This is a genomic window from Nitrospirillum bahiense (assembly GCF_007828025.1).
Taxonomy (GTDB): domain Bacteria; phylum Pseudomonadota; class Alphaproteobacteria; order Azospirillales; family Azospirillaceae; genus Nitrospirillum; species Nitrospirillum amazonense.
Genome location: NZ_VITO01000003.1, coordinates 321,320 through 345,882, shown reverse-complemented (window position 1 = coordinate 345,882; position 24,563 = coordinate 321,320). Strand labels below are relative to the sequence as shown.

Sequence of the window (24,563 nt, the reverse complement as noted above, 5' to 3'; positions counted from 1 at the left end):
TCATGATATCCGATCGCTATTATTTAGGCGTCGATGGCGGCGGCACCAAATGCCGTGCCCGCCTGCGCGCCGCCGACGGCACGCTGCTGGGTGAAGGCCTGGGCGGCCCCGCCAACATCCGTCTCGGCCTTGACCGGGCTTGGGCCAGCATCATGGAGGCCGTCCAGGCGGCTCTGGCACAGGCTGGCCTGGACGCCGCCGTCTTTCCCCGGCTGCACGTCGGCCTGGGTCTGGCCGGCATCGTCACGGCGGCCGACAGCGTGCGCACCCGCGCCGCGGCCCCCAGATTCGCCAGCGTTTCCGCCGAGACGGACGCCCACGCCGCCTGCCTGGGCGCCTTCTCCGGCCGGGACGGCGCCATCCTGATCGCCGGCACCGGCAGCGCCGGCTATGCCTTGATCAACGGCCAAGGCCACGCCGTCGGCGGCTGGGGTTTCGAGGTCTCCGATGAAGGCAGTGGCGCCAGCATAGGCCGCGAAGCCATCCGCGTCGCCCTGCGCGCCCATGACAACCTGGCCCCGGAAACCGGCCTGACCCGGCAAATCCGCCAGCGGCTGGGTGGCTCGCCCGCCGCCATCGTCGCCTGGGTGAACGATGCCGGCCCCGCCGACTATGGCCGCCTGGTCCCGGATGTCTTGGCCCACGCCGCCAAGGGCGACGTGGTCGCCTGCACCATCATCGCCAAGGCCGCCAAGGAGCTGGAGACCTATATCCGTCACCTGCACGCCCTGGGCGCTCCGCACCTGTGCCTGATGGGCGGGCTGTCCGCCCCGCTGACCCCGTGGCTCAGCCCCTGGGCACGGTCCCTGTTGGCCGCCCCCGAGGGCGATGCCCTGGAAGGGGCCTTGCTGATGGCCCGCCTGAACATCCCCTCCCCCATCGCCAAGAGCGCCCTGCCATGACCCTTGACACCCTGATGGCCCCCCTTATGGCCAGCGAGGCCGCTGAAACCCCGGACGCCCTGCGCCGGCAAATCGACCGTTGCGCCCCCCTGTTCCAGGATCTGGGCGAGCGCCTGCGCCGCCTGGCGCCACGCTTCGTCGTGACCGGTGCCCGGGGCAGCAGCGACCACGCCGCGACCTACGGCAAGTACCTGATTGAAACGCAGCTGGGCCTGCCCGTGGCCTCCATCGGTCCGTCCGTGGTGTCGCTGTACCAGACGCCCCTGCACCTGCAGAACAGCCTTTACATCGCGGTGTCGCAATCGGGACGCAGCCCCGACCTTTTGCGCCTGACGGAGACAGCCAAGGCCGGCGGCGCCTTGACCGTGGCCTTCGTGAATGACGAGACCTCGCCCCTGTTCCAGATGGTGGACGTGGCCATCCCGCTGTGCGCCGGCCCGGAAAAGAGCGTCGCGGCGACCAAGTCCTATCTGACCTCGCTGTTCGCCTTCCTGCAGATGGTGGCGTATTGGAAGGCGGACCCGGCCCTGCTGGCCACGGTCGCGGACGCCCCCGGCTGGCTGGAAAAGGCCATGGCGCTGGATTGGTATCCCGGCCTATCGCACCTGGCGGCCGTACGGGGGCTCTACATCATCGGCCGCGGGCTGGGCGCCGCCGCCGCCCAGGAAATGGCCCTGAAGTGCAAGGAGACCAGCCGCCTGCATGCCGACGCCTTCAGCGCGGCCGAGGTCATCCATGGGCCCCTGGCCCTGGTGGGTCCGGACTTCCCCGTCCTGGCGCTGACGCAGGATGACGCGACCCTGGCCCCCACCAGCGATGCCATCCGCCGCATGGTCGGCCTGGGCGCCACCGTGCTGTCCACGGCGGGCGACATTCCGGGCGTGGTGGCGCTGCCCGCGGTGGCCGGCGTGCCGGCGGAACTGGCCCCGCTGACGGCGGTGCAAAGCTTTTACATGGGCATCCACCGCATCGCCACCGACCGGGGCCTGAACCCCGACGTTCCCCCCAACCTGGCCAAGGTGACGGAGACGGTCTGACATGCGCCATCTTCTGACGGGGGCCCGGCTGTTCACCGGCGACGTGCTGCTGGACGACCACGCGCTGCTGCTGGCGGGGACCGAAATCCTGGACATCGTGCCGGCCGTCGCCAGTGTTGCGGGCGCGGCCCGGGTGCCCCTGCCCGAGGGCAGCCTGCTCGCCCCGGGCTTCATCGATACCCAGGTCAACGGCGGCGGCGGCGTGCTGTTCAACGACACGCCCACCGCCGCCGGCGCGCTGGCCATCGCCGCCGCCCACCGGCGGTTCGGCACCACGGCGCTGCTGCCCACCGTCATCACCGACGACCTGAACACCATGATGGCCGCGGCGGAAGCGGCTGCCGAGGCAGCTGCCGTACCCGGCGGCGGCATCATCGGCGTCCACCTGGAAGGTCCGTTCCTGAACCCGGAACGCCGGGGCGTGCACAAGGCGGCCCACATCCGCCGGCCCAACGGCGTCGACCTGGACCGGCTGTCCGCCCTGCCCCGCCACTTCGGCGACCTGGGCCGGGTGCTGCTGACCCTGGCGCCGGAACAGGTGGACGATGGCGACATCGCGCGGCTGGTGCGCGCCGGGATCGTGCTGGCCGGGGGGCATTCCGCCGCCAGCCATGAACGCACGCAAGCGGCCTTGCGCGCCGGCCTGCGCGGTTTCACCCACCTGTTCAACGCCATGCCGCCCATCAGCAACCGGACACCAGGCATCGCCCTGGCGGCCATGACCGCCAAGGACGCCTGGTGCGGCCTGATCGTCGACGGCGTGCACGTGCATCCCGACCTGCTGGCGCTTGCCCTGGCCGCCAAGCCCCGGGGCAAGATGATGCTGGTCACGGACGCCATGCCGCCCACCGGCACAGACGCAACCACCTTCACGCTGTATGGGGAGCGCATCCACCGGCGCGATGGGCGGCTGGTGACCGATGACGGGGTGCTGGCCGGCGCCGATATCGACATGGCGCAGGCGGTGCGCAACGCCATGCGCCTGCTGGGCGTGGAACTGGAAGAGGCGCTGCGCATGGCGTCGCTTTACCCCGCGCGCTTCCTGGGCATGGACGGGCGTCTAGGGCAACTGGCCGCCGGTTTCCAAGCCGACCTGGTGCTGCTGGACGCGCAGCAGCGGGTCCTGGGCACCTGGGTCGCCGGCCAGCGGGACGGCGCGAATGCTCCCGCCTGAGCGATCGGGAATCCGGACAGGGACATTATATTTTATATGCTATCCTACTGTACAAATGTGCAATGAACTTTCTTCGCCCGACCGTAATTGCGTCATTGTGTCCCTGACAGCGGTGTCTCATCATCGGGTGGAATAAAGAAATTAATTTGAATAAGGGAACCCGGCCGCATGCAGCCGCCCCTCCTCCCCCATCAGACCGAGCTTCATCCCACGCTGGGGGCCAGCCTTTCCGGCACGAATCTGGAGCGCGCCGGCGACCATAACCAGCGGGTCATGCTACAAGCCATTCGCGTCAGCGGTCCCCTGACCCGGGCAGACTTGGGGCGAATCACCGGCCTCACGCCACCGGCCATCGCCAATATCACCCGACGCCTGCTGAACGAAAGTCTCATTCTAGAAGTCGGCCGATTGCAGGGCACACGGGGGCAGCCCGCCATGCGCCTGGCCATCAATCCGGACGGTTGTTTCGCCATTGGGGTCAATGTCGACCGTGACCATGTGACCCTGGTGGTCCTGGACCTGCTGGGCCAGGTGCGGCACCGCGCCGTGCTGGAGGTGGACTTCCCCCTGCCCGACGCCGTCGCCGCCTTTTTCAAGTCGCAGGTAGAGGAATTGGTGGAAAGCCAGGGCTTCCCCCGCAACCGCCTCATCGGCGTTGGCGTGGCACTACCCGATGACCTGGGCCGGGTGAACCTGCCCAACCGGCCCAAGAGCTTCGAGGCGTGGAGCACAACTGACATCCCCAACCTGTTCACCGCCACCCTGCCGCTGCCGGTGTTCGTGGAAAACGACGCGGCGGCGGCGGCACTGGGGGAACTGCAGTTCGGCTACGGCCTGCGCGACCCGAGTTTTTTCTACGTGCTGATCAACCAGGGCCTGGGCGGCGGAATCGTCATCGACGGCCAATATTTTCGGGGCGCCCAGGGCCGTAGCGGCGAATTGGGATTCCTGCCCATCACCTCCCCCCGCACGCCGGCGCGGACGTTGGAGGAGGCGGTGTCACTCTCGGCCCTGTGCGCCTATATGGCCGCCCGGGGCCGCGCCGTCACGCGGCCGGAACAGCTGCTGGATCTCGACACCGTGGGCCAGCAGCTGCTGAACGATTGGCTGGACCTGGCCGCCGAGTTGCTGACCACGCCCATTGTGGCGGTCAGTTGCCTGGTGAACCCAGAGGCGGTGTTCTTCGGCGGCCGCTTGCCGGCCCCGCTGATCGACCGCCTGGCGCAGATGATCAACGACCGCCTGTGGGCGCACTCGGGCGCCATCCCCGTCATCGTTCCCGTCCGCCGCGCGGCCACGGCCGTCGACGCGCCGGCGGTGGGAGCGGCCTTGTTGCCCTTCAATGACCGTCTGCTGCCCTCCCGGACCACTCTCATGAAAACGGCGGCCGACTGATTGTATTAATTATTTCATTTTGCCTTTTTAATGATATGGTTTGGTTAGGGAGACATCCGAAGGCCTCGAGCAAGGGAGGGGGCCCGGACATCGCACCATTCCCCCATCCGTTACCAGACGGCCTGCGAGAGGGCTTACGCATGATTCAAATCGGGGTCGATTTCGGCGGCACGAAGATCGAGGCCGCCGCCCTGGATCTCAACGGCCGCTTCCTATCGCGGCTGCGCGAACCCAATCCGGGCAGCTATGACGCCGCCATCGCCACCATCTGCCGCCTGATCCAAAGGGTGGAGGCGGAAGCGGGCACGCAGGGCACCGTGGGGATCGGCGTCCCAGGCTCGATTTCCCCCCAGACCGGCCTCATGCGCAACGCCAATTCGGTTTGGCTGAACGGCCGCGTCTTTCACAGCGACGTCGCCGCCGCCCTGGGCCGTGAGGTCAGGGTGGCCAATGACGCCAACTGCCTGGCCCTGTCCGAGGCCGTGGACGGCGCCGCCGCCGGCGCGCGCATCGCCTTCGCCGTCATCCTCGGCACCGGCTGCGGCAGCGGCCTCGTGATCGATGGCCGCCTGATCGAGGGCGCCAACGGACTGGCCGGGGAATTGGGCCATATCTCCTTGCCTTGGCCCAAGGCGGATGAGGTGCCGGCGCCCGACTGCTGGTGCGGCAACAAGGGCTGCCTGGAAACCTGGGTGTCTGGCACTGGTTTGAGCCGGGAGTTCCGGGCGGTCACCGGCCGCAAGATGGATGCGGAGACCATCATCCAGAGCATGCGCCGCAACGAGCCGGAGGCCGTCGCCGCCTTTGATCGCTTCATCGACCGGCTAGGTCGCGGCCTGGCCGTGGTCAGCAACATCGTCGATCCGGACGTCTTCGTCTTCGGCGGCGGCCTGTCCAACGTCACCGAAATCTATGACCGGCTGGCCGGCGCCATCCGCCCCTATCTCTTCACCGATGTCTGGGAAGCGAAACTGGTCCCGGCCCGGTGGGGTGACTCCTCCGGCGTGCGCGGCGCCGCCCGACTGTGGGAACGCGCGCTGTAATGCTGCCCCCTCGGCACTGGGCTGCGCTGGTCATGACCGCCATGGCCGCCACCGTGTCTCTCACCGCGCAGGCCGCATCCCCCCTGGACTTGTCGGCGGCCGTGGTCATGGCCCCCGGGGTCAAGGGGCCGGAGGCCGCCGCCGTCGACATGCTGGTGGATGAGGTCCGCAAGCGCACTGGCGTTGCCTGGTCCCAGGTGGCGGTGGCGCCCGACGCGCCGGCCCGCATCGTCATCACGCATGCGATTGGCAGACCGGAAGGCTATCGCCTCACGACACGACTGCAGGGACAGCGGACCGTGCTGACGATCGAGGGCAACGACAGCCGGGGCGTGCTGTTCGGCATCGGGCACCTGCTGCGCACCCTGTCAATGACCCCGGGCCACATCGTCCTGGACCAACCACTGAACCTGTCCACCAGCCCGGACCAGCCGGTGCGCGGCCACCAGATCGGCTATCGCTACAAGAACAACACCTATGACGCCTGGACGCTCCCGCAATTCGAGCAGCAGATCCGCGACCTGGCGGTGTTCGGCGCCAACGCTGTGCAGTTGATCGCCCCGGCGTCGGACGACGAACCCAGCAGCCCACTGTTTCCGGCGCCGGCCCTGGAGACCACCCTGGGCATCGCCCGCCTGCTGGACAAATACGGCCTGGATTGCGACCTGTTTTACCCGGAAATGCGCCAGGACTATGCCGATCCGGCCACGGTGGCCGCGGAACTGGCGGCGTTCGAGGATCTGGTGCGGCGCTTCCCCCACCTGCACGCCGTCTACGTCCCGGGCGGCGATCCGGGCCACACGCCGCCGGACCTGCTGTTCCCTCTGCTGGAGCGGCAGGCGCGCATCCTCCGGCGGTATCACCCCGGGGCCCAGCTGTGGGTATCGGGCCAAGGATTCGATCAGGCGCACTATGAAGCCTTCTATCGCCTGCTGGCCCGACGCCCAGCCTGGCTGACCGGCGTGTTCTTCGGCCCGCAGTCGCGCGATCCGCTGCCCCGGCAGCGCGCCCGCATTCCCCGGGCCTATCCCATCCAGTTCTATCCCGACATCGGCCACACCCTGCACGCCCAGTTCCCCGTGCCGCACTGGGATCCCGCCTTCGCCCTGCTGGAGGGGCGGGAGCCCATCAACCCCCGCCCCCGGGACGAAACACTCATCTTCCGCCACTTCGCCAGCCTGACGGCCGGGTTCGTGACCTATTCGGAAGGGGTGAATGACGATGTCAACAAGGTGCTATGGACGCGCCTGGGCTGGAACGCCGCCACCCCACCGGAAGAAACGCTGCGCGACTACGCCCGCTATTTCCTGGGCGGAGCGGAGGGGGAGCAACTGGCCGCCCTGATCCCGGCGCTGGAGCGCAACTGGACAGGCCCCATCAAGGACAACAGCGGTATCGCCGCCACGCTGCAGGCCTTCCAGGGCCTGAAGGAACGTCCGGGACTGAAGGACAATTGGCGCTTCGAGTCCCTGCTCTATCGTGCCATCTACGATGCCTACGCCCAGGCGCGGGCCGGAGCGGAGGCACGGCGCGAGGCCCAGGCCCTGGATGCCCTGGCCCAGGTATCCGCCCGGGACAGCCGCGACGCCATGGCGGCGGCGACCGCCGCCCTCGCCCAGCCCGACGATGGCGAAACCGGCCGCCTGCGCGACCAGCTGTTCGACCTGGCCGGCCGCCTTTATGCGCATGTGGGACTGCAACTAAGCGTCACTCTCTACGGCGCCTCGGGCGTCGAGCGGGGCGCCAACCTGGACCGGGTGGACACCGGCCTGAACGACCGTGTCTGGTTGATACGGCGCTTCGCGGACATCGCCCAACTGCCGGATGAGACGGCGCGCCAGGCGCGCCTGGCCGAGATCGTCACCTGGCGGCAGCCGGTACCCGGCAGCCTGTACGATGACCTGGGGGATCCGGCGCATGAGCCGCACCTGGTGCGGGGCAAGGCCTATAGCCAGGATCCGGAACTGTACGACAGCGCCATCGACGGCATCGCCGACCGGACGCCGGATGACGGCTGGCGCCGGTCCTGGATCACCTATGCCGAGACGCTGTATGAGCGCCCCATCCACCTGCGATACCGGCATCTGGACCCCAAGCGCCATTACACCCTGCGCGTCACCTACGCGGGCGAGGATTACGCCCTGCCCATGCGTCTGATGGCCAACGGCGGCATTGAGATCCATGCGGCCCTGCCGCGGCCGGCGAACCCGGCGACCCTGGATTTCGACATTCCCCAACGGGCCACCCGCGGCGGCCGGCTGGATCTGGAATGGACGCGCCCCCCAGGCCTGGGCGGCGGCGGGCGGGGGCACCAGGTGGCCGAGGCCTGGCTGATCCCCCGGCCTTGAGTCCATCAGCGGGTCACGACACCCAACTCGGCGAAGGCCACCTGGCCCTCGCCCCCAGCAGCTCGGGTGATTTCCAACCGCAGGAAACGGCCGGTGCGCACCTCGGGGAACATCACGCGCTGCTCACCCGTGTTGGCGGCAATGTTGGCGAACTCCCCCGCCACCACCGGCCCCCAGGTTTTGCCATCGGCGCTGACCTCGATTCGGTAGTCGCCCGGCGCGCCCACCCCTGGGGGACGCTGGCCCGCCGGCAGCAGGGTGATGCCCTTCAGCGGGCGCATGGCCGCCAAATCCACCACAACCTCATGGGGCAAGTCCCGCCCCCCGGTGACCCACAGGCTGCCGGGGTCCTCATCGATGATCGCCTCGGCCCCCGGTGCCGTGGCCGACACCACCCGCCAGTCCACCTTGGACACGTCGAACCGGCGCATGGCGACGCCGCTGCTGGCACCGGTCCGCGGCAGGTGGCAGATGGCCTGGACGATACCGCCCTCCGGTAAGGGGAAGGGGTCCTGGTAAAGGGGAGAGCGCAGGGTCGGAACCTCGCCATCGGTGGTGTAGTGCAGGATGGCGCCCGGAATGTCGCTGGATAGCGCGATTAGGCCGTGGCGGTCGCGGCGGATGCCCGGCTCCTCCACCAGGTCGGGCAGACGGAACAGCGCCACCTCGCGGAGGGCCGGGCAAGCGTCCGCGTCCAGGATGCGCAGGCGCAGCCGAGTGGTGCTGACCGGGGCGGGCAGGCGCACCAGGCGCTGACTGCCGATGGCGGTGTGGCGGGCGAGTTCCGCCCAGTTGCCCTGCCCCTCGTCCCAAACCTCCAGCGTGAAGGCGCCGATCCGCTGGCCCAACGGCAGATATTCGCGCAGGCGCACGACGTTGAAGGTGCGCGCCTGGGACCATTCCAATGTAAGGTCGGCTGCGCGGGCGGCATCGGGCGGCGCCCAATAACTGTCCGCCCGCCCGTCTAGGACGTTGCCAGGGTCAAAGCCCGGCCCACGCGCAGCGCTGGCTTGGACCATAGCCCCCTGGGCCAGGTCGGTGCCGAAGGTGGCGCGCAGCACGTCACCCCAGCCCTTCAGCACGGCCGCGTCATGGTCCGGGATGCGGCCGCTCCGGTCAGGGGGCAGGTTCAGGATCAGGTTGGCGCCCCGGCCGACGGACTCGAAATAGATCCGCGTCAGGCGCCCCACCGACTTCACATCGGCATCCTCGCGCGCGTGCCAGAACCAGCCTGGCCGCAAGGAAACGTCCACCTCCGCCGGGCGCCAGTGCGCCCCGCCGCGCACGCCATGCTCCCCAATCTCCTGGGTGTAGGGGGTATCGCCCACCGTCGCGCGGCAAGGGTCGCCGGCATACCCTTCCTCATTGCCCACCCAGCGCGCATCGGCGCCCCAGGGCCCATGAACGTCACGGCCCCAATTACCCCAGATGACGGCGTCCGGCTGGTATTGCCGCACCAAGGCCCAGGTGTTGGTCCAGTCGTAATAGCTTTCGGCGTCGATGGAGCGCTTTTCCCGCGCCCCGCCGTAAAAGCCGTCGCCCCCGTTGGCACCGTCGAACCACATCTCGAACAGGGGGCCGTAGCCCGTCAGCAGCTCACGCAGCTGATTGCGGTAATAGGTGATGTAGGCGGGCCGGCCATACTCCGCATGGTTGCGATCCCAGGGGGAAAGGTAAAGGCCGAACCGCAGGCCGGCCCGGCGGCAGGCGGCCGCCATCTCCCCCACGATGTCGCCCTGCCCGTTCTTGTAGGGGCTGTTGCGGATGCAGTGCTCGGTATACCGCGTGGGCCAGAGGCAGAAGCCGTCGTGGTGCTTGGCGGTCAGGATCAGGCCCGTCAGACCCGCCGCCTTGGCGGTCCCGGCGATCTGGTCGGCGCTGAAGTCCGTGGGGCTGAACAAGGCCGGCGATTCATCGCCATAACCCCATTCCCGGTCGGTGAAGGTGTTGATGCTGAAATGGACGAAGGCGTAGGCCGCCATTTCATGCCAGGCCAGCTGCCGTGCCGTCGGTACCGCCCCCCAGGGCTGCGGCGCCGGCACCTGCCCTGCCGAGGCGCCCACCAGGGACAGCGCGCTGGAGGCGGCACCGGTCGCCAGGACGGCACGGCGCGACGGCAGAAACGGGCGGGACATCGGCTGGCTCCCCGGCACGGCTTATCATTAATGAAACTGAATTAAATTAATGATGCCATGCCTGCGGGCGCGTTTAAAGGCCTAAACCCGCGTCGCGGTGAAGGAGGACGGCCGATCCTCCGCCGCGGCACCGAAGCGGGGGTTGGGTTTGGGTCCCATGGTGAAGACCAGGCGGCCACCCTGCACCAGGTCGGCATGACGGATCCAGGTGCGGGTGTAAGATTTGCCCTGCCAGGTGACAGATTGGATGTAGGGGCTGTCCGGGGCGTTGCCGGCGGCCTCGATGGTCAGGGTCCGCCCCTCGCCCACCGTCACGTCCACCCGGTCGAACAGGGGGGAGCCGAAGACGTAAATCGGGGTGACGGGATCGACGGCGTACAGGCCCAGCGCGCTCATCAGGTACCAGGCGCTCATCTGCCCGCAGTCCTCATTGCCGGCCAGGCCGTCGGGATCCGCCCGGTACATGGTCTTCAGCAGGCTGCGCACACGCGCCTGGGTCTTATGATGTGCACCGGTGTAGGCGTAGAGGTAGGCGATGTGGTGGCTGGGCTCGTTGCCGTGGGCGTACTGGCCCACCAGGCCGGCGATATCCGGGGGCGCATCGTCCGGCAGGTCGGAACTGGTGGTGAACAGCTCATCCAGCTTGTTCTCGAACGCCGCCGGGCCGCCGAACATCTCCATATAGCCGTAGATGTCATGCTGGTTCAGGAAGGTGGCCTGCCAGGCGTTGCTTTCCGTGAAGTCGCGCCACTTGCGGCTATGCCCCATGCCGCGCGGGTCGAAGGGCTGGGCCCAGCTGCCGTCGGTGAAGCGTGGGCGCATGAAGGTCATGTCGCGGTCGAACAGCTTGCGGTAATTCAGGGAGCGCTGGCGCAAGGCCTTGGCGTCGTCCGCCGCCCCCACGGCATCGCCCAGGCGGGCGATGGCCCAGTCGTCATAAGCGTATTCCAGCGTCTTGCTGACCGCCTCTTCCACCGTATCGCTGGGGATGTAACCCAGGCGTCGGTATTCCGGCAGGCCGCTGGTCTGGCCCTGGAAGGCCTGCTTGCGGAAAATGGGCCAGGCCGCCTTGTAGTCGACGCCGGGTATGTTCTTGGCCGCCGCCTCGGCCACCACCACCGCCGAGTGCCAGCCGATCATACAGCCCGTTTCAGTGCCCTGTAGGGGCCATACGGGCGGGCCGGCGGGGCTTTCCTCCGCCATGCGCACCAGCCCACCGACGATGTCGCCCACTCGGCTAGGCGGTTGGGCCAGAGTGAACAGCGGATGCAGGGCGCGATAGGTGTCCCACAGCGAATATGTGGAGTAGTTGTTGGCCCCTGCCGGCAACTGGCGCACCGTGCTGTCCATGGCGCGGTAGCGGCCGTCCACGTCGCTGAACAGGGTGGGCGCCAACAGGGCATGGTAGAGGGCGGTGTAGAAGATCTTGATGTCGGCGGCATCACCACCCTTGGTGATGGCCAGTCGGCCCAGCTCCGCCTCCCACGCCGCGGCCGCCGCTGCGCGCACGCCGTCGAAATCCCAGCCGGGGATTTCCGTGTCGAGGTTGCGCAGGGCGCCGTCGATGTCCACGGCCGACAGGCCCACCTTGACCAGCAGCGGGCTGCTGTGGGCGTCGGACAGGTCCAGCACGCATTTCAGCGCCGCCCCTTCGACACCCTGCGCGCCCTCCGGCATGGCGTGATCGTTGCTGTAGAACCGCGCGCCAGCGAAGGGGCGTGACAGCTTCATCGCGAAGTAGATGACCCGCCCCTGCCCCCATTGATGGACATGGCGCCCGCCCACCAGCGTGTCCTTGCCCACCAGGCGCAGCGAGGCGCCAGTGATGCGGGTGACGGAGCCGGCAGGGTCCTGGAAGCCGTGGGCGAAGTCGATCAGCAGGTGCGCACCGGCCGCGTCGGGGAAGCGATACCGGTGCAGGCCCGCCCGCTTTGTGGCCGTCAACTCCGCTTCAATGCCGCTGTCCTTCAGCCGCACGCGGTAAAAGCCGGGCGTCGCCTGTTCGTCCGCATGGTCGAAACGGGCGCGGTACCCTTCATCCGGGCTTTCCGGCGTGCCGGGGTCCAGGCGCACAGGCCCAACCCGGGGCACCACCAGCACGTCCAGCATGTCGCCCACGCCGGTGCCGCTGAGATGGGTGTGGGAAAAGCCCAGAAGGCTGCGATCCTGGATGTGATAGCCGGAGCAGGCGTCCCAGCCGGCGGTGTTGGTGTCGGGGCTCAGCTGCACCATGCCGAAGGGCACGGTGGCGCCGGGGTAGGTGTGGCCATGGCCGCCGGTGCCGATGAAGGGATCGACATGGCGGCAAAAGCCCCCGCCTGCTTTGGACCCCGTGCCGGCGAACGCGGTGCCGACACCGCCCGCCAGCGGCACCAGGGCCGTGGCGGCCACACCGCCCAGCAGGTCACGCCGTGTCATCATGGAAAGGCCCTCCGTCATCATCGGCTCAGGTCAAAGGCTGGCGCAGCAGCGCCGGCTTGCGCGCCATCAGGTCCAGGATCAGTTCGCCGAACAGGCTGTTGGCCCAGGCGAACCAGGGTCGGGTGAAATGGCCGGGATCGTCCTGGCCGAAGGCCTCGTGCATGAAGCCGGTACCGGCATGCGTGCCCTTCAGCCACACCAGACACTGGCGGATTTCCGCGTCGTCGTCGCTGGTCAGGGCCCGCACGATCAGGGACATGGGCCAGATCATACCCAGGCCCACATGCGGCCCGCCGACACCCTCCGCCGCGCGGCCCCGGAAGAAATAGGGGTTGCGGCCGCTCAACACCCGTTGCCGGGTACGGCGGTACAGCGGATCCCGGGCGTCGCAGCAGCCGAGATAGGGCAGGCTGAGCAGGCTGGGCACGTTGGCGTCGTCCAGGAACAGGGCGTTGCCGAAACCGTCGACCTCATAGGCCCAGACCTCTTGCCCCTCCCCATCCGCCATGCGGCCGTGCCGCGCCAGCGCGGCCACGACAGTGTCCGCCAAGGCACCGCAGTCCGTGGCGAGATCGGCATCGCCATGGATGGCCTGCGTCATGTCGGCCAGCTGGCGCAGGCTGACGACCGCGAACAGGTTGGCGGGGATGAGGAAGGGGAGGACGCAGGCGTCGTCCGACGGGCGGAACATGGAGTGGATCAGTCCGACCTTGGCCGTGGGCGCGCCGTAGCCGTCCAAGGGCAGCGTGTCGCTGGGCGTCTCACTGGCGCGCTGGAAGCGATAAGGGCCGGGGCCATCCAGCCGCTGCTGCTCACGGAAGGTGCGCACCACCTGGGCCATGGCCTGGCGCCAGGCGGCGTCGAAGGGGACGGTGTCGCCCGTCGCCCGCCAATAGCCGTGGGACAGGCGGATGACGTGGCACAGGCTGTCCACCTCCCACTTCCGCTCGGCCACCCCAGGCTTCATCTCCGTCATGTCCTCCTTGGCCCAGCTCAAGGGCGTGGCGGCGTCGGTGTCGCGGCTGAAGGCGTTGGCGTAGGGGTCGATCAGGATGCAGCGCGTCTGGCGGCGGATCAGTCCTTGGTAGAGGTGGCGCAGGGCCGCGTCCCGCCGCGCCAGCGGCAGGTAGGGCCACACCTGGGCGGAACTGTCGCGCAGCCACAGGCAAGGAATGTCGCCGGTGATGACGAAGGCGTCGGGCCCGCCATCCAGGGATCCTAAGGATACCGTGGTGTCCAGGGTGTTGGGATAGCAGTTCTGAAACAGCCAGTAGAGTTCCGGGTCGGCGATGGCGGCACGGGCATCCCGTATCACCGCCTCCACCGCCGGGCTCATGCAGCCCCGGGCGGCGGGTGCGGGGCGCCGGGAAGCCAGAGGGGGCGCGCCAGCGGCACGAAGCGGGCCGGTGAGGCCCATACCCACGCCGGCCACAGCCATAGTCAGCACATCTCGGCGGTTAGGCATGCACATCCCATGTCCGGGCCCCGTAATGGGAATGGGCCGGTTCCGCCGGCCTCATCCCCTGCAGAATAGGGAAAGGCCCTGGTGACCGCCACCAGGACCTTTCGTCTCAGCGCAGGATCAGTAGCTGTACTTCATGCTGACCAGGATGGTCCGGCCCGTCTCCACCACGTCGGAGATGGCCAGGCTTTGCTTGCCGATGTGCGACCAGTAGGAGACATCGTCGAACAGGTTGGCCACCGACAGGTCGGCCCGCACGCCATAGCCGAAGTCGTAGCCGGCATGCAGGTCCACCCGCTGGGACGAACGCACCCACAGGTCATCCCAGCTGCTGCCCAGGCCCAGGTAGTCGTACTGGGCCACATAAGCGCCGGTGTAGTGGTAGATCAGGTCCAGGGTGAAGCCGTCCTTTTCATAGAAGGCCTCGATATTGGCCATCCATTCCGGGGCGTTCTGGATGCGCTCGTTCGGATCCAGCCCTGCGGCCTTGGTATCGACGGAGGTCCACTGCCGCGTGAGGTTGGCACCGATGCCGAAACCGTCGAACGGCGCCGGCATGTCCTGGAACTTCTGCCGCGCGGAAAGTTCGACGCCATAGACCTGGCCATCCCCACCGTTGGTGGGATGATGGAAGATCACGGAGTTGCTGTTGGTGACGGCCGGGTTCGAATAGGTACTGCCGTTGTCGTAGATGTAGTTGGACAACTGTTTGGCGTAGCCCGCCACCACCAGGGTGCCGCCATGGCCGCTGTCCCACTGGCCGGAGACGTCGTAATTGACGGCGGTGATGGCCTTCAGGTTGGGGTTGCCCTCGGTGATGGTGGTGACGCCGTTGGAAATGCTGGTCTGCGACCCGCCACCCAGCTGCACGAAGGGGGGACGGGTGTAGCTGGTCCAGATGGCCGCGCGGTAGACCGAATTGTCGTCGGGGCGGTAGTTGGCGAAGATGCTGGGCAGCGGCTCGTTGTAATGGGTGCCGTTATAGCCCCAGTGGCCCGCCAGCTCATTGCCGTCGGCATCGTGCGGCGTGACCCAGAAGGTGTTGTGGATGGCCGTGTGTTCGAACCGGAAGCCCGGGATGACCTCCAGGTCGTTGAACTTCAGGTTGGCCATCACATAGGCCGCCGTGACCGCCTCGGTGCCCTTCTGCGTGTTGCAGTTCCAGTTGTTGACGTACAGGCTGCTGCAGCTGTCCAGGTTGCCGGGGCTGGAATAGGTGTTGTACAGGCGGAACAGCGCGGCTTGGTCGATGACCGGCACCGGCCAGTTGTAGACGCCGGGATAGACTGCGGAATAGTTGCCGTTGATGATGCCCAGTGAGCCGAAGGTGCGGCCGTCGGTGAAGTTGCCGTTGTACCAGTCGCGGTTGGTCACCTGGCGCTCGCTGTCCTGATACTTCACGCCGAACTTGATGTATTCCAGCGGGCCGGCGTCCACGTCGTAGCGGGTGTCCAGCTTGGCGCCGCCCCGCACTTGGCCGCTGTACTGCTCCGTCAGCTCACCCCGGTCGCGGGCCGGCAGGCTGGCGACATTGCCCAACTGCGAGATGATCTGCGAGCCGACCAGCGGATAGGGCAGGTCGTTCACATATGTCGCCAGGACGTTGTTGCCGTAAGCGAAGCCGTTGCCGTCGTTCTGGGTGGACCGGGTCGAGATTTCGATGTGGTTGGGGCGGTCGTTGTCACCCCAGCTCAGGAACACGCTGGGGCTGAAGGTCCAGTTGCCCCACTTCTTCTCCCCACCCAGCTGGGCGGTCGCCAGATCGGAATATTCCGGGTTGGTCTCGTACCACAGGCGCGTGGACAGGTACTGGATGTTGGGGTGGTACAGGCCCGTGCTGCCGATCTGGTCATAGGTCACGTTCATGCCGACCAGCTGGCTCAGCGTGCTGTTCTGTTCCGTCTGCGCCACGGCATAGCCCAGGCGGAAGAAGGCGCTGGTGGTGTCGTCCGGCCGCCAGTCCAGCGAAACGTTGCCGCCATAGCGCTCGGTATAGCCGGAGGAGACGCCGGCATTGAAACCGGTGGTCTCCAGATTCTTGGACGGGTCCAGGTTGCTGGGGTTGCTGCCGTCGGCATTGGCCACGGCGAAGGCCCAGGCGTTGTCGCAGCAGGTGGACTCCATCACCGCGCCCATTTCGCTGTTGGCGTAGTGGCGGATGTCGTAATAGGCGCTGACATAAACGCCGAACTGGTTGTCGCGGCCGAACTTGCCCGCTGCCTCACCTGCCAGGCCGTAGCCCAGGCTGCTCTTGTTGTAGTCCTCCGCCCGCGTCTCCAGCCGGCCGCTGGCCGTGAAGCTGAACATCAGCGGCTGGTTGTAGTCGAAGGCCGTGGGCGTGCGGAAATCGACGGTGCCGCCGATGGCGTCGCCGTCCATGTCGGCCTTGGACGTCTTGTTGACGACGATGGTGTTCAGGCCGGACGGCGGCAGCAGGCTCAGCTGCACCTCGCGGCTGTAGGGCATGCCCTGGGCGACGTTGACGCCGTTGATCAGGTTGACGTTGTATTCGCCGTTGAGGCCGCGGATGGAGGTGAACATGCCCTCACCGCGCGAGGCGCCGTCGATGCCGCCCACGAAGGACTGGCCGGTGTTCATGACGTTCACGCCGGGCAGCAGGCCCAGCGCCTCGGCCACGTTGTGCACCGCCGTGTGCTCCAGGTCCGCCGCCGACATGACGTCGACGGTGTTGCTGGCGTTCATCTGCAGGCTGGAGGCCTGGTAGCGGTTGGCGGCGACGATGATCTCTTCCAGCGCGGCGGTGTAGGCCTCGAAGCTGACCGTTACAGCACCATCCCTGGGCACGGTCACGCGGGTCGAGTTGGTGTGCAGGCCGGCCCGCGAGGCCGTGACCGTGTAGCTGCCCTCGGGAATATTGGCCAGGGTGAAGGTCCCGTCCTCGCCCGAGGCGGTGGAATAGCCGGTACCGGGAATGGTGATGGTCGTGGCGGCCAACGGCTTGCCCGTGCCCGGGTCCACGATCGTGCCAGTGATGCTACCTGCCATGGCCGGCAGCGAGAACGCCATCACCGTCGATCCCGCCAGAAGGCCAGCCCTGAATTTGCCCAGGCCCATGTCTTGCTCCCCGATTTTAGTGGAGCGGCGGCCGGTTTCACCGGGCATCGATCCCCGGGGAAGGAGTGGTTCAGCGCGCCGTTCTACCTACACAGGAACGCCTGGCCGGCAGCCAAGTCAATTCATTTTTTCTATTTTCTTTATTTTTGATCTAAAAATTTCATTCCATTCCGCTCCCCCTATGAAACCGGGGCTCACGAAGATGGAAAGGGCCGTCGGCGAAGATATTGGAATCGCTTGCATTGCCGGATCAAGCCATACGGCCGTATCGGTCAATAGAGTGACCATGCCGTAAGGTGATGTTTCACAGGGGCGCGGAAAAGGGCGCTTTCCCTAGTCTTGCGCGGACACACCGCCACCTGCCGATGCAAAGCCTCGGACCAGACGAACCCTTGGGATGCGCAACACGGTTTCAGACGGCGCAGACGCCCCACCCTGTCACCGACTCGCGAGGGTAGTCATCGCAGCGAACAAATGGAAAATAATTTCCACAAGGCAGTTTTTAGGAATATATTTATCGAAACGGGCACCGCCACACGACAGGGAAAGCCGACGCCATGGCCGTCATCCGCCGCCGCCTCGCCACCGTTCTGGCCGGGACCGCCCTCGCCACTTTCATGGCGCTCGGCACGCAAGCCAGGGCGGACACCGCTCCGCCGGCCGTGGCCCAGACCTATGCGCCGACGGCGGAGAACCTGGCCGCGCGCCAGTGGTTCCAGGATGCCCGGTTCGGCATCTTCCTGCACTGGGGCCTGTATAGCGAACTGGGCGGCGCCGGCAAGATGGGTATCGCCGAATGGATCATGGATGAGAACCAGATCCCCGCCCGCCATTACGAACGCCTGGCCCGGTTCTTCAACCCCACGGCCTTCGACGCTGACGCCTGGGCGCAGACCTTCAAGGCGGCGGGCGCCCGCTATGTCGTCATCACGTCGAAGCACCATGAGGGCTTCGCCATGTTCGCCAGCAAGGCCAGCCCCTACAACGTCGTCGACGCCACGCCCTTCCATCGCGATCCGCTGGCCGAGCTGGCCGCCGCCTGCCGCAAGGCCGGGCTGAAGCTGTTCTTCTATTACTCGCAGCTGGACTGGCACCACCCCGACTATTTTCCCCAGGGCACGACGGGCCATGCCTCGGAACGGCCCGCCGGCGGCGACTGGGACCGCTACATCGATTTCGAACAGGCGCAGCTGCGCGAGCTGCTGACCCATTACGGGCCCATCGGCGGCATCTGGTTCGACGGCTGGTGGGACCAGAAGGATACGGCCATGCGCGACCGCTGGCGCCTGGATGAGACCTACCGCCTGATCCACAGCCTGCAGCCGGCCGCCCTGATCGGCAACAACCACCACCAGACGCCCTTCCCCGGGGAGGATTTCCAGATGTTCGAGCGCGACCTGCCAGGCGAGAACAGCATGGGCTTCAACAAGGCCGGCGTCAGCGCCCTGCCCCTGGAAATGGCGGAGACCATGAACGGCTCCTGGGGGTTCAACATGATCGACGACCAGTACAAGTCGACGGGGACGCTGATCCGCAGCCTGGTGGCCGCCGCCGGCCGTAACGCCAACTTCCTGATGAACACCGGCCCCATGCCCAATGGCGAGCTGCAGCCGGAAAACGTGCAGACGTTGAAAGAAATGGGGCAATGGCTGAAGCGCTATGGCGAAAGCGTCTACCAGACCCGGGGCGGTCCCGTGGCGCCGCGCCCCTGGGGCGTCACCACCCAGGCGCCGGGGCGCGTCTACGTTCATGTCCTGGACTGGAAGGACGGCCCCCTGTTCCTGCCGCTGACCCAGGCCGTGCGCAAGGCGACCCTGCTGCGCGACGGCAGCGCCGTGCCGGTGCAGCCCCGGCCGGATGGACTGGAACTGACCCTGCCGGCGCCGGCGGGCGAGGCCATGGACTGTTGGGACCGGGTGATCCGCCTGGATCTCGGCCCCTGACCGGGCCCGTCAGCGGCGCATGATCCAGTCGTGCGCGGGGTCGTTGCGGAATATCCAGCGCCGCTCCGGCCCCGCCATCACGTTCAGGTAATAGAGGTCATAGCCGTGCGGTGCGCCCACCGGATGATAGCCCCGGGGGACCATGACCACGTCGCCGTCCTGCACGCAAATGGTCTCATCCAGGCTGCGGTCGTCGGTGTAGACGCGCTGGAATGCGAAGCCTTGCGGCGGGTTCAGGCGATGGTAGTAGGTTTCCTCCAGCGCTGTCTCCCGCCCGGCCTCGGCCGTGTCGTGCTTGTGCGGCGGATAGCTGGACCAGTGGCCGCCGGGGGTGATGACCTCAACCACGAGCAGGCTGTCAGCCGGCTTGCCTTCCGGCAGGATGTTGCGGACATGGCGGGTGTTCGTGCCCTGGCCCCGCACCTCGCGCGGCATCTCAGCCGCCGCGATGACGCGGGCCTGGGCGCTGGCCTGACCCGGCGCGGTGCAGACCGCCAGCTCGACGGCATCCGTCGCCACCACACTATAGGGCCGGCCCGCCGGCACGTAGACCGCGCCGGGCGCCTTGTCCTCGAAAACGCTAGCGCGGCCACCGACGGGGCCCAGGTCCTGGTCTCCTGCCGTCACCCGCGCCGTGCCCGACAGCACCACCAGGCAGGCCTCGCGCCCCGGCTCCACCCCGTCAAGGGTCTGGCCTGGCGCCAGCTGGTGCAGGCGGAAACCGACGTGGGTCCAGCCAGCACTTTCCGGCGTCACCTCCAATACGCGGCCGTCTGCCCCGGGCGCCTGGGAACGCACCAGCAGGGGCGACGCGCTCATGACGCCACCGTCAGGCCGGCGCCCGCCGCCGCCTGCTGCAGGTGGCGCAGGCCCATCTCGCCGTACTGGCGCGGGTCGGCCTTGGCGGGATCCTGTTCCGCCTCGATGATGACCCAACCGCTGTAGCCGATGTCGGCCAGGGCGCGCATGACGGCGGCATAGTCCAGGCGGCCGTCGCCGGGGACGGTGAACATGCCGTCCAGCACGCCGTCCAGGAAGCTGCCGCCGCGGTCCATCAGGGCCTGGAACACGGGCTGCCGCACATCCTTGCAATGGACATGGGCCACGCGGGCCGGGTGGGCGCGGATGACCTCCACCGCGTCGATGCCGCCCAGGGCGGCGTGGCCGGTGTCCACCGTCAGGCCCACCGACGGACCGGTATAGGCCAGGAACTGGGCCAGATCATCCGGCCGTTCCACCACTGTGCCCAGGTGATGGTGATAGGCGAAGCGCAACCCCTGCCCCGCGATATAATCGGCGACCTCGGTCAGCCGGCGGCCGAAGACGGCCCACTCGGCGGCGTCCAGCCGGGGCGTCTGCGCCAGCGGGCGGGCGCGGTCGCCATGGATGGCGTTACTGGTCTCGGCATGGACGAAGACGGTGCTACCCATGGCCTTCAGCAGGGCCAGGTGCCCTTGCAGGGCGGCGATCTCAGCCGCCGCGTCCTGGACCAGCAGGTTGCCGCTGTACCAACCGCCCACCAGGTCCAGGCCATGAGCGGCCAACAGGGGCTTCAGCGCCTGCGGATCACGGGGGAACTTGCCGCCCAGCTCTATGCCGCTGAACCCGATGGCGCGGGCGTCGGCCAGCACCGTTTCCACCGGCGTAGTCCCGCCCAGTTCGGGCATGTCGTCGTTGATCCAGGCGATAGGACTGACGCCGAAACGGATGGACCCGGAGCTAATGGACATGGGGGGCTGATCTCCCTAACGTTGGTCTTTTGTCTTCTCGTCATACGCCGCGCGGGCCTGGCGGACGGCCGCCCGGTCGGACACCTCAGGCACGGCCACGTCCCACCAGGCGCCGCCGGCGGCGGTGGACGCGGCCGGGTCGGTGTCGATGACGATGACGTGCACGCCCGTGCCCGATCGCGCCTCGGCCAGGGCGGCCTCCAGCCCGGCGATGTTCGCGACCTTGCGCGCCGTGGCGCCCAGGCTGGCGGCATGGGCGGCAAAGTCGATGGCCGGCAGGGCCGCGTGGCGCGTATCGGCCAGCAAATTGTTGAAAGGCGCGCCGCCGGTGGCGCGCTGCAGGCGGTTGATGCAACCGTAGCCGCGGTTATCCAGCACGGTGATGGTCAGCTTCAGGCCCAGCATGACCGCGGTGGCGATTTCGGAATTCATCATGAGATAGCTGCCGTCGCCCACCACGACGTGAACGTCGCGCTCCGGCTCCGCCATCTTCACGCCCAGGCCGCCGGCAATCTCATAGCCCATGCAGGAATAGCCGTATTCCACGTGGTAGCCGCCGGGCCGCCGCACCCGCCACAGCTTGTGCAACTCCCCCGGCAAACCGCCGGCGGCGCAGACGACCACCGCATCCTCGGCAGCCTGACGCCATAGGGCGCCCAGCACTTGGGCGTCCGTGGGCAGGACGTTATCACCCCCTGGGCCCCCCGGGGCGGCCATCGCCGCCTCCCACGCCTGATCCCAGGCCAGCGCCGGGGCCGCCAGGGCCCGCGTCCAGTCCGCCGGCACGCGCCAACCGGCCAGCAGCGGCGCCAGGGCCGCCAGCACGGCGGCGGCATCGCCCACCACACCCACGGCACCCTGCTTGGCCGCGTCGTGGGCCGAAACGTTGACCTGCACCAACGTGCGCGCCGCCCCCCGGAACAGGGCGCGGGAACCGGTGGTGAAATCCTGCAAGCGGGTGCCAATGCCGATGACCATGTCCGCCTCGGCCGCCGCCGCGTTGGCCACGCCGGTGCCGGTGACGCCCACGGCGCCCAGGTTGGACGGGTGGTCCCAGGGCAGCGCCCCCTTGCCCGCCTGCGTCTCCGCCACCGGAACGCCGGTGGCCGCCGCCAGGTCGGCCAGCTGAGCTTCCGCCCCGGCGTACAGCACGCCGCCGCCGGCAATGATCAACGGCCGCCGCGCACTCCGGATGCGCACCACCAGGTCGGCCAGGTCATAGGGGTCAGCCGGCGGGCGGCGGATGCGCCACAGGCGGGGGGCGAAGAAATCCTCGGGATAATCCCAAGCCTCGGCCTGCACATCCTGGCAGAAGGCCAGGGTGACGGGGCCGCAGGCAGCGGGATCGGTCAGGACCGCCATGGCCTTGGGCAGGGCGTCCAGGATCTGCTCGGGCCGCGTCAGCCGGTCGAAATAGCGTGAGACCGGCCGGAAGCAGTCGTTGGCCGACACGGTGCCGTCGCCGAAATCCTCGATCTGCTGCAGTACCGGATCCGGCCGGCGGCTGGCATAGACGTCGCCCGGCAGGAACAGCACGGGCAAGCGGTTGACATGGGCCAGGGCGGCCGCCGTCACCATATTGGTGGCGCCCGGCCCGATGGAGGTGGTGCAGACCATGGCCCGCCGGCGGCGTGCCTGCTTGGCGAAGGCGATGGCGGCGTGGGCCATGGCCTGCTCGTTATGGGCACGATAGGTGGGCAGGGCGTCCTGGCTGGCCTGCAGCGCTTCCCCTAACCCGGCCACGTTGCCATGGCCGAAGATGGCCCAGCAGCCGGCGAAGTAGGGCACCGCCTGCCCGTCCGCGCCCTCGACCCGTTGCGCCGCCAGATAGCGCACAGTCGCCTGGGCCGCCGTCAGGCGCAGCACCCTGCCGCTCACGCCTTTTGCCCTTCAGTCACGGCCGCGCGGGCCTGCCGCCAGGCGTCCACCAGGGTCTTCAGCTTGCCCGCCATCATGGCCACCACCTGTTCATCGTCCAGCCGGTTGGCAAGCCAGCCGCGCGCGACATCATAGAAGATGGTCCGCCCGACGGCGAAGCCCTTGACGATGCCCGAGGGGGCTGCCGCCCGGAAGGAGGCCAGCAGTTCCTCCTCCGGTGCCGAGAGGCCCAGCAGCACCACGCCCCGGCAATAGGCGTCGTTTTCCAGCACCGCCATTTCAATATTGCGCCAGGCTTCGGGGTCGGTCACCGGCTCCAGCTTCCACCAGTCGGGCTTGATGCCCAAGGCGTACAGGCGGCGGATGCCGCGGGCCACCGTCATGGCGTCGACGGGCAGGCCGGCCGGCACGATCATCTCGACGAGCAGTTCATGCCGTGTCTTGCGGCAGGCGTCGAACAGGCGCAGCAACTGCCGCTCTTGCCGGTCGCGCAGGTCGGCGGCGTCGTCCGGGTGATAGAAGACCAGGCACTTGACCACATGGTGCAGGGGCCATTCCGCCAGCTCCGTCGCCACGTCGGCGGAGCTTTCGAACACCAGGGGGCGGGACTTGGGCTCCTCGATGGGGCGGCCGATCCAATAGGGGTCGTCGGCGGAACTGGCCAGGGCCGCGAAGCCATAGCGGCCATCCAGCAGCAGGCCGAAGCGGTCGTCGCCGCCGGCCACGGTCTCCACCGCGCGCAGGGCCAGGGCCTTGAACAGCGGGATGCGGGCCGGATCGGCGCCCAGCTCCGCCACCAGATCCTCGAACTGGCTGCGGTGGTCCACGGCCAGCACCGTCAGCTCATCATAGTGCCGCCGCCGGGTGGTGGCCCAGTGGATGTGTTCCAGCTCGGCGCTGTCGCGCAGGCGGTGGGGCAGGCTGGACTGGGCCAGGAACCATTCCAGTTCCGGCCAGGTGGGCATGGCGGGGGCGCAGCCGTGGCGCGACACGACGATGGCGCCGCAGGCGTTGCCCCAGGCGCAGCAGCGCTCCAGCGGCTCATCCCGCAGCCAGCCGCGCAGGAAGCCCGCCATGAAGGCGTCGCCGGCGCCAAGGACGTTGAACACCTCGACCGGGAAGCCGGCCACCACGACGCCCTCTGCCAGGGTGGCCGGAATGGCACCGGGGAAGGCGGTGCAGCCACCCGCCCCCTGCTTGCAGACGATGACGGCGCCGGTCTGCGCGCGGATGGCGCCCAGCGCCGCCAGCGTGTCGGTCACGCCGCCCAGGATGTGGATTTCCTCCTCCGTGCCGACGATCAGGTCGCACAGCGGCAGCACTTCGCGCAGGCGGGTGGTGACGCCCTCATGCGCGACGAAGCGATCCTCGCCCCGGTCGCGGCCGGCCAGGCCCCAAAGCACCGGGCGGTAGTCGATGTCGAAAACCACCCGGCCGCCGTTTTCCTTCACCAGCCGTGCCGCCGCCACGCTGGCGGCGAAGGCCTGGGGCTGGGATAGGTGGGTGCCGTTGATCAGCACCGCGCCGGTGTGGCGCAGCCAGTCGCGGTCCAGATCCCCAATGTCCAGCGCCATGTCGGCGCAGTTCTCGCGGTAGAAGATCAGGGGGAAATTTTCGCGGTCGCGGATGCCCAGGACCACCAAGGCGGTCAGCCGGTCGGGGTCGGAGATGACGCCGGTGACATCGACCCCTTCCCGCTCCAGCTCTTCCCGGATGAAGCGGCCCATATGGTCCGCCCCCACCCGGGTGATAAGGCCGGTGCGCAGGCCCAGGCGGGCGCCGCCGGCCGCGGTGTTGGTGGGACTGCCGCCCAGGTACTTGGCGAAGGACGCCATGTCCTCCAGCCGGCCGCCGATCTGCTGGCCGTAGAGATCGACGCTGGATCGGCCGATGGCGATCAGATCCAGCGACTTGGGATGGGTTTGGACGGGGGATTGCGCAGAAGACGCCATGCCGGTTCCAGCCTTGGGGGCGCCGGATCAGCGCCCGATAGAATGGAACGTATATTCCACGTTCAATG

15 protein-coding genes are annotated in these 24,563 nt (G+C 68.1%); 7 read left to right on the top strand and 8 right to left on the bottom strand.

Annotation, left to right across the window (positions count from 1 at the left end):
* Positions 1-2: 2 nt before the first annotated feature.
* The 6 genes from FBZ88_RS06645 to FBZ88_RS06620 all read left to right on the top strand — a co-directional run bounded on the left by FBZ88_RS06645 (position 3) and on the right by FBZ88_RS06620 (position 7,899).
* A complete protein-coding gene (locus FBZ88_RS06645) occupies positions 3-902 on the top strand; it encodes a glucosamine kinase nucleotide-binding domain-containing protein (protein WP_145615974.1) in 900 nt (299 codons plus the stop codon).
* Positions 899-1,939, top strand: a complete 1,041-nt coding sequence (locus FBZ88_RS06640; protein WP_145615973.1) for an SIS domain-containing protein — start codon at positions 899-901, stop codon at positions 1,937-1,939. Before FBZ88_RS06645 ends, FBZ88_RS06640 begins: the two co-directional genes overlap by 4 nt.
* 1 nt (position 1,940) lies before the next feature.
* Entirely contained in the window at positions 1,941-3,113 is a 1,173-nt protein-coding gene (gene nagA / locus FBZ88_RS06635; RefSeq protein ID WP_145615972.1) for an N-acetylglucosamine-6-phosphate deacetylase, read from the top strand.
* A 168-nt stretch (positions 3,114-3,281) separates the two neighbouring features.
* On the top strand, positions 3,282-4,508 hold the full coding sequence (locus tag FBZ88_RS06630; RefSeq protein WP_145615971.1) for an ROK family transcriptional regulator: 1,227 nt from the start codon (positions 3,282-3,284) through the stop codon (positions 4,506-4,508).
* A 140-nt stretch (positions 4,509-4,648) separates the two neighbouring features.
* On the top strand, positions 4,649-5,551 hold the full coding sequence (locus FBZ88_RS06625; protein ID WP_145615970.1) for an ROK family protein: 903 nt from the start codon (positions 4,649-4,651) through the stop codon (positions 5,549-5,551).
* 32 nt (positions 5,552-5,583) lie between these two features.
* Positions 5,584-7,899: a hypothetical protein gene (locus tag FBZ88_RS06620; RefSeq protein ID WP_145615969.1), complete on the top strand. Its 2,316-nt coding sequence runs from the start codon at positions 5,584-5,586 to the stop codon at positions 7,897-7,899.
* Positions 7,900-7,904: 5 nt separating this feature from the next.
* Here the strand turns inward: FBZ88_RS06620 and FBZ88_RS06615 are convergent, their stop codons facing one another.
* The 4 genes from FBZ88_RS06615 to FBZ88_RS06600 form a co-directional block, all read right to left on the bottom strand.
* Positions 7,905-10,034 carry an alpha-L-fucosidase gene (locus FBZ88_RS06615; RefSeq protein ID WP_246138538.1) on the bottom strand — a complete coding sequence of 710 codons (2,130 nt, stop codon included), beginning with the start codon at positions 10,032-10,034 and terminating at the stop codon, positions 7,905-7,907.
* Positions 10,035-10,115: 81 nt separating this feature from the next.
* Positions 10,116-12,455: a GH92 family glycosyl hydrolase gene (locus tag FBZ88_RS06610; RefSeq protein ID WP_186464240.1), complete on the bottom strand. Its 2,340-nt coding sequence runs from the start codon at positions 12,453-12,455 to the stop codon at positions 10,116-10,118.
* A 25-nt stretch (positions 12,456-12,480) separates the two neighbouring features.
* Positions 12,481-13,920: a glycoside hydrolase family 125 protein gene (locus FBZ88_RS06605; RefSeq protein ID WP_186464239.1), complete on the bottom strand. Its 1,440-nt coding sequence runs from the start codon at positions 13,918-13,920 to the stop codon at positions 12,481-12,483.
* Positions 13,921-14,037: 117 nt separating this feature from the next.
* Positions 14,038-16,992, bottom strand: coding sequence for a TonB-dependent receptor (locus FBZ88_RS06600; protein ID WP_246138537.1), 2,955 nt, complete (start codon positions 16,990-16,992; stop codon positions 14,038-14,040).
* A gap of 557 nt (positions 16,993-17,549) precedes the next feature.
* On the opposite strand from FBZ88_RS06600, the gene FBZ88_RS06595 reads away from it, so the two are divergent.
* A complete protein-coding gene (locus FBZ88_RS06595) occupies positions 17,550-18,935 on the top strand; it encodes an alpha-L-fucosidase (protein ID WP_246138536.1) in 1,386 nt (461 codons plus the stop codon).
* Between the two features lie 9 nt (positions 18,936-18,944).
* Here the strand turns inward: FBZ88_RS06595 and iolB are convergent, their stop codons facing one another.
* Genes iolB through FBZ88_RS06575 form a run of 4 tightly spaced genes read right to left on the bottom strand, consistent with a single transcriptional unit; the run spans position 18,945 to position 24,495 of the window.
* Complete coding sequence (gene iolB, locus FBZ88_RS06590; RefSeq protein ID WP_145615966.1) at positions 18,945-19,754, bottom strand: 5-deoxy-glucuronate isomerase; 810 nt, start codon at positions 19,752-19,754, stop codon at positions 18,945-18,947.
* Entirely contained in the window at positions 19,751-20,665 is a 915-nt protein-coding gene (gene iolE, locus FBZ88_RS06585) for a myo-inosose-2 dehydratase (RefSeq protein WP_145615965.1), read from the bottom strand. Before iolE ends, iolB begins: the two co-directional genes overlap by 4 nt.
* A gap of 15 nt (positions 20,666-20,680) precedes the next feature.
* Entirely contained in the window at positions 20,681-22,543 is a 1,863-nt protein-coding gene (iolD, locus tag FBZ88_RS06580) for a 3D-(3,5/4)-trihydroxycyclohexane-1,2-dione acylhydrolase (decyclizing) (RefSeq protein ID WP_211102556.1), read from the bottom strand.
* On the bottom strand, positions 22,540-24,495 hold the full coding sequence (locus FBZ88_RS06575; protein WP_145615964.1) for a bifunctional 5-dehydro-2-deoxygluconokinase/5-dehydro-2-deoxyphosphogluconate aldolase: 1,956 nt from the start codon (positions 24,493-24,495) through the stop codon (positions 22,540-22,542). The genes iolD and FBZ88_RS06575 overlap by 4 nt, the downstream gene beginning before the upstream one ends.
* Positions 24,496-24,563 lie beyond the last annotated feature (68 nt).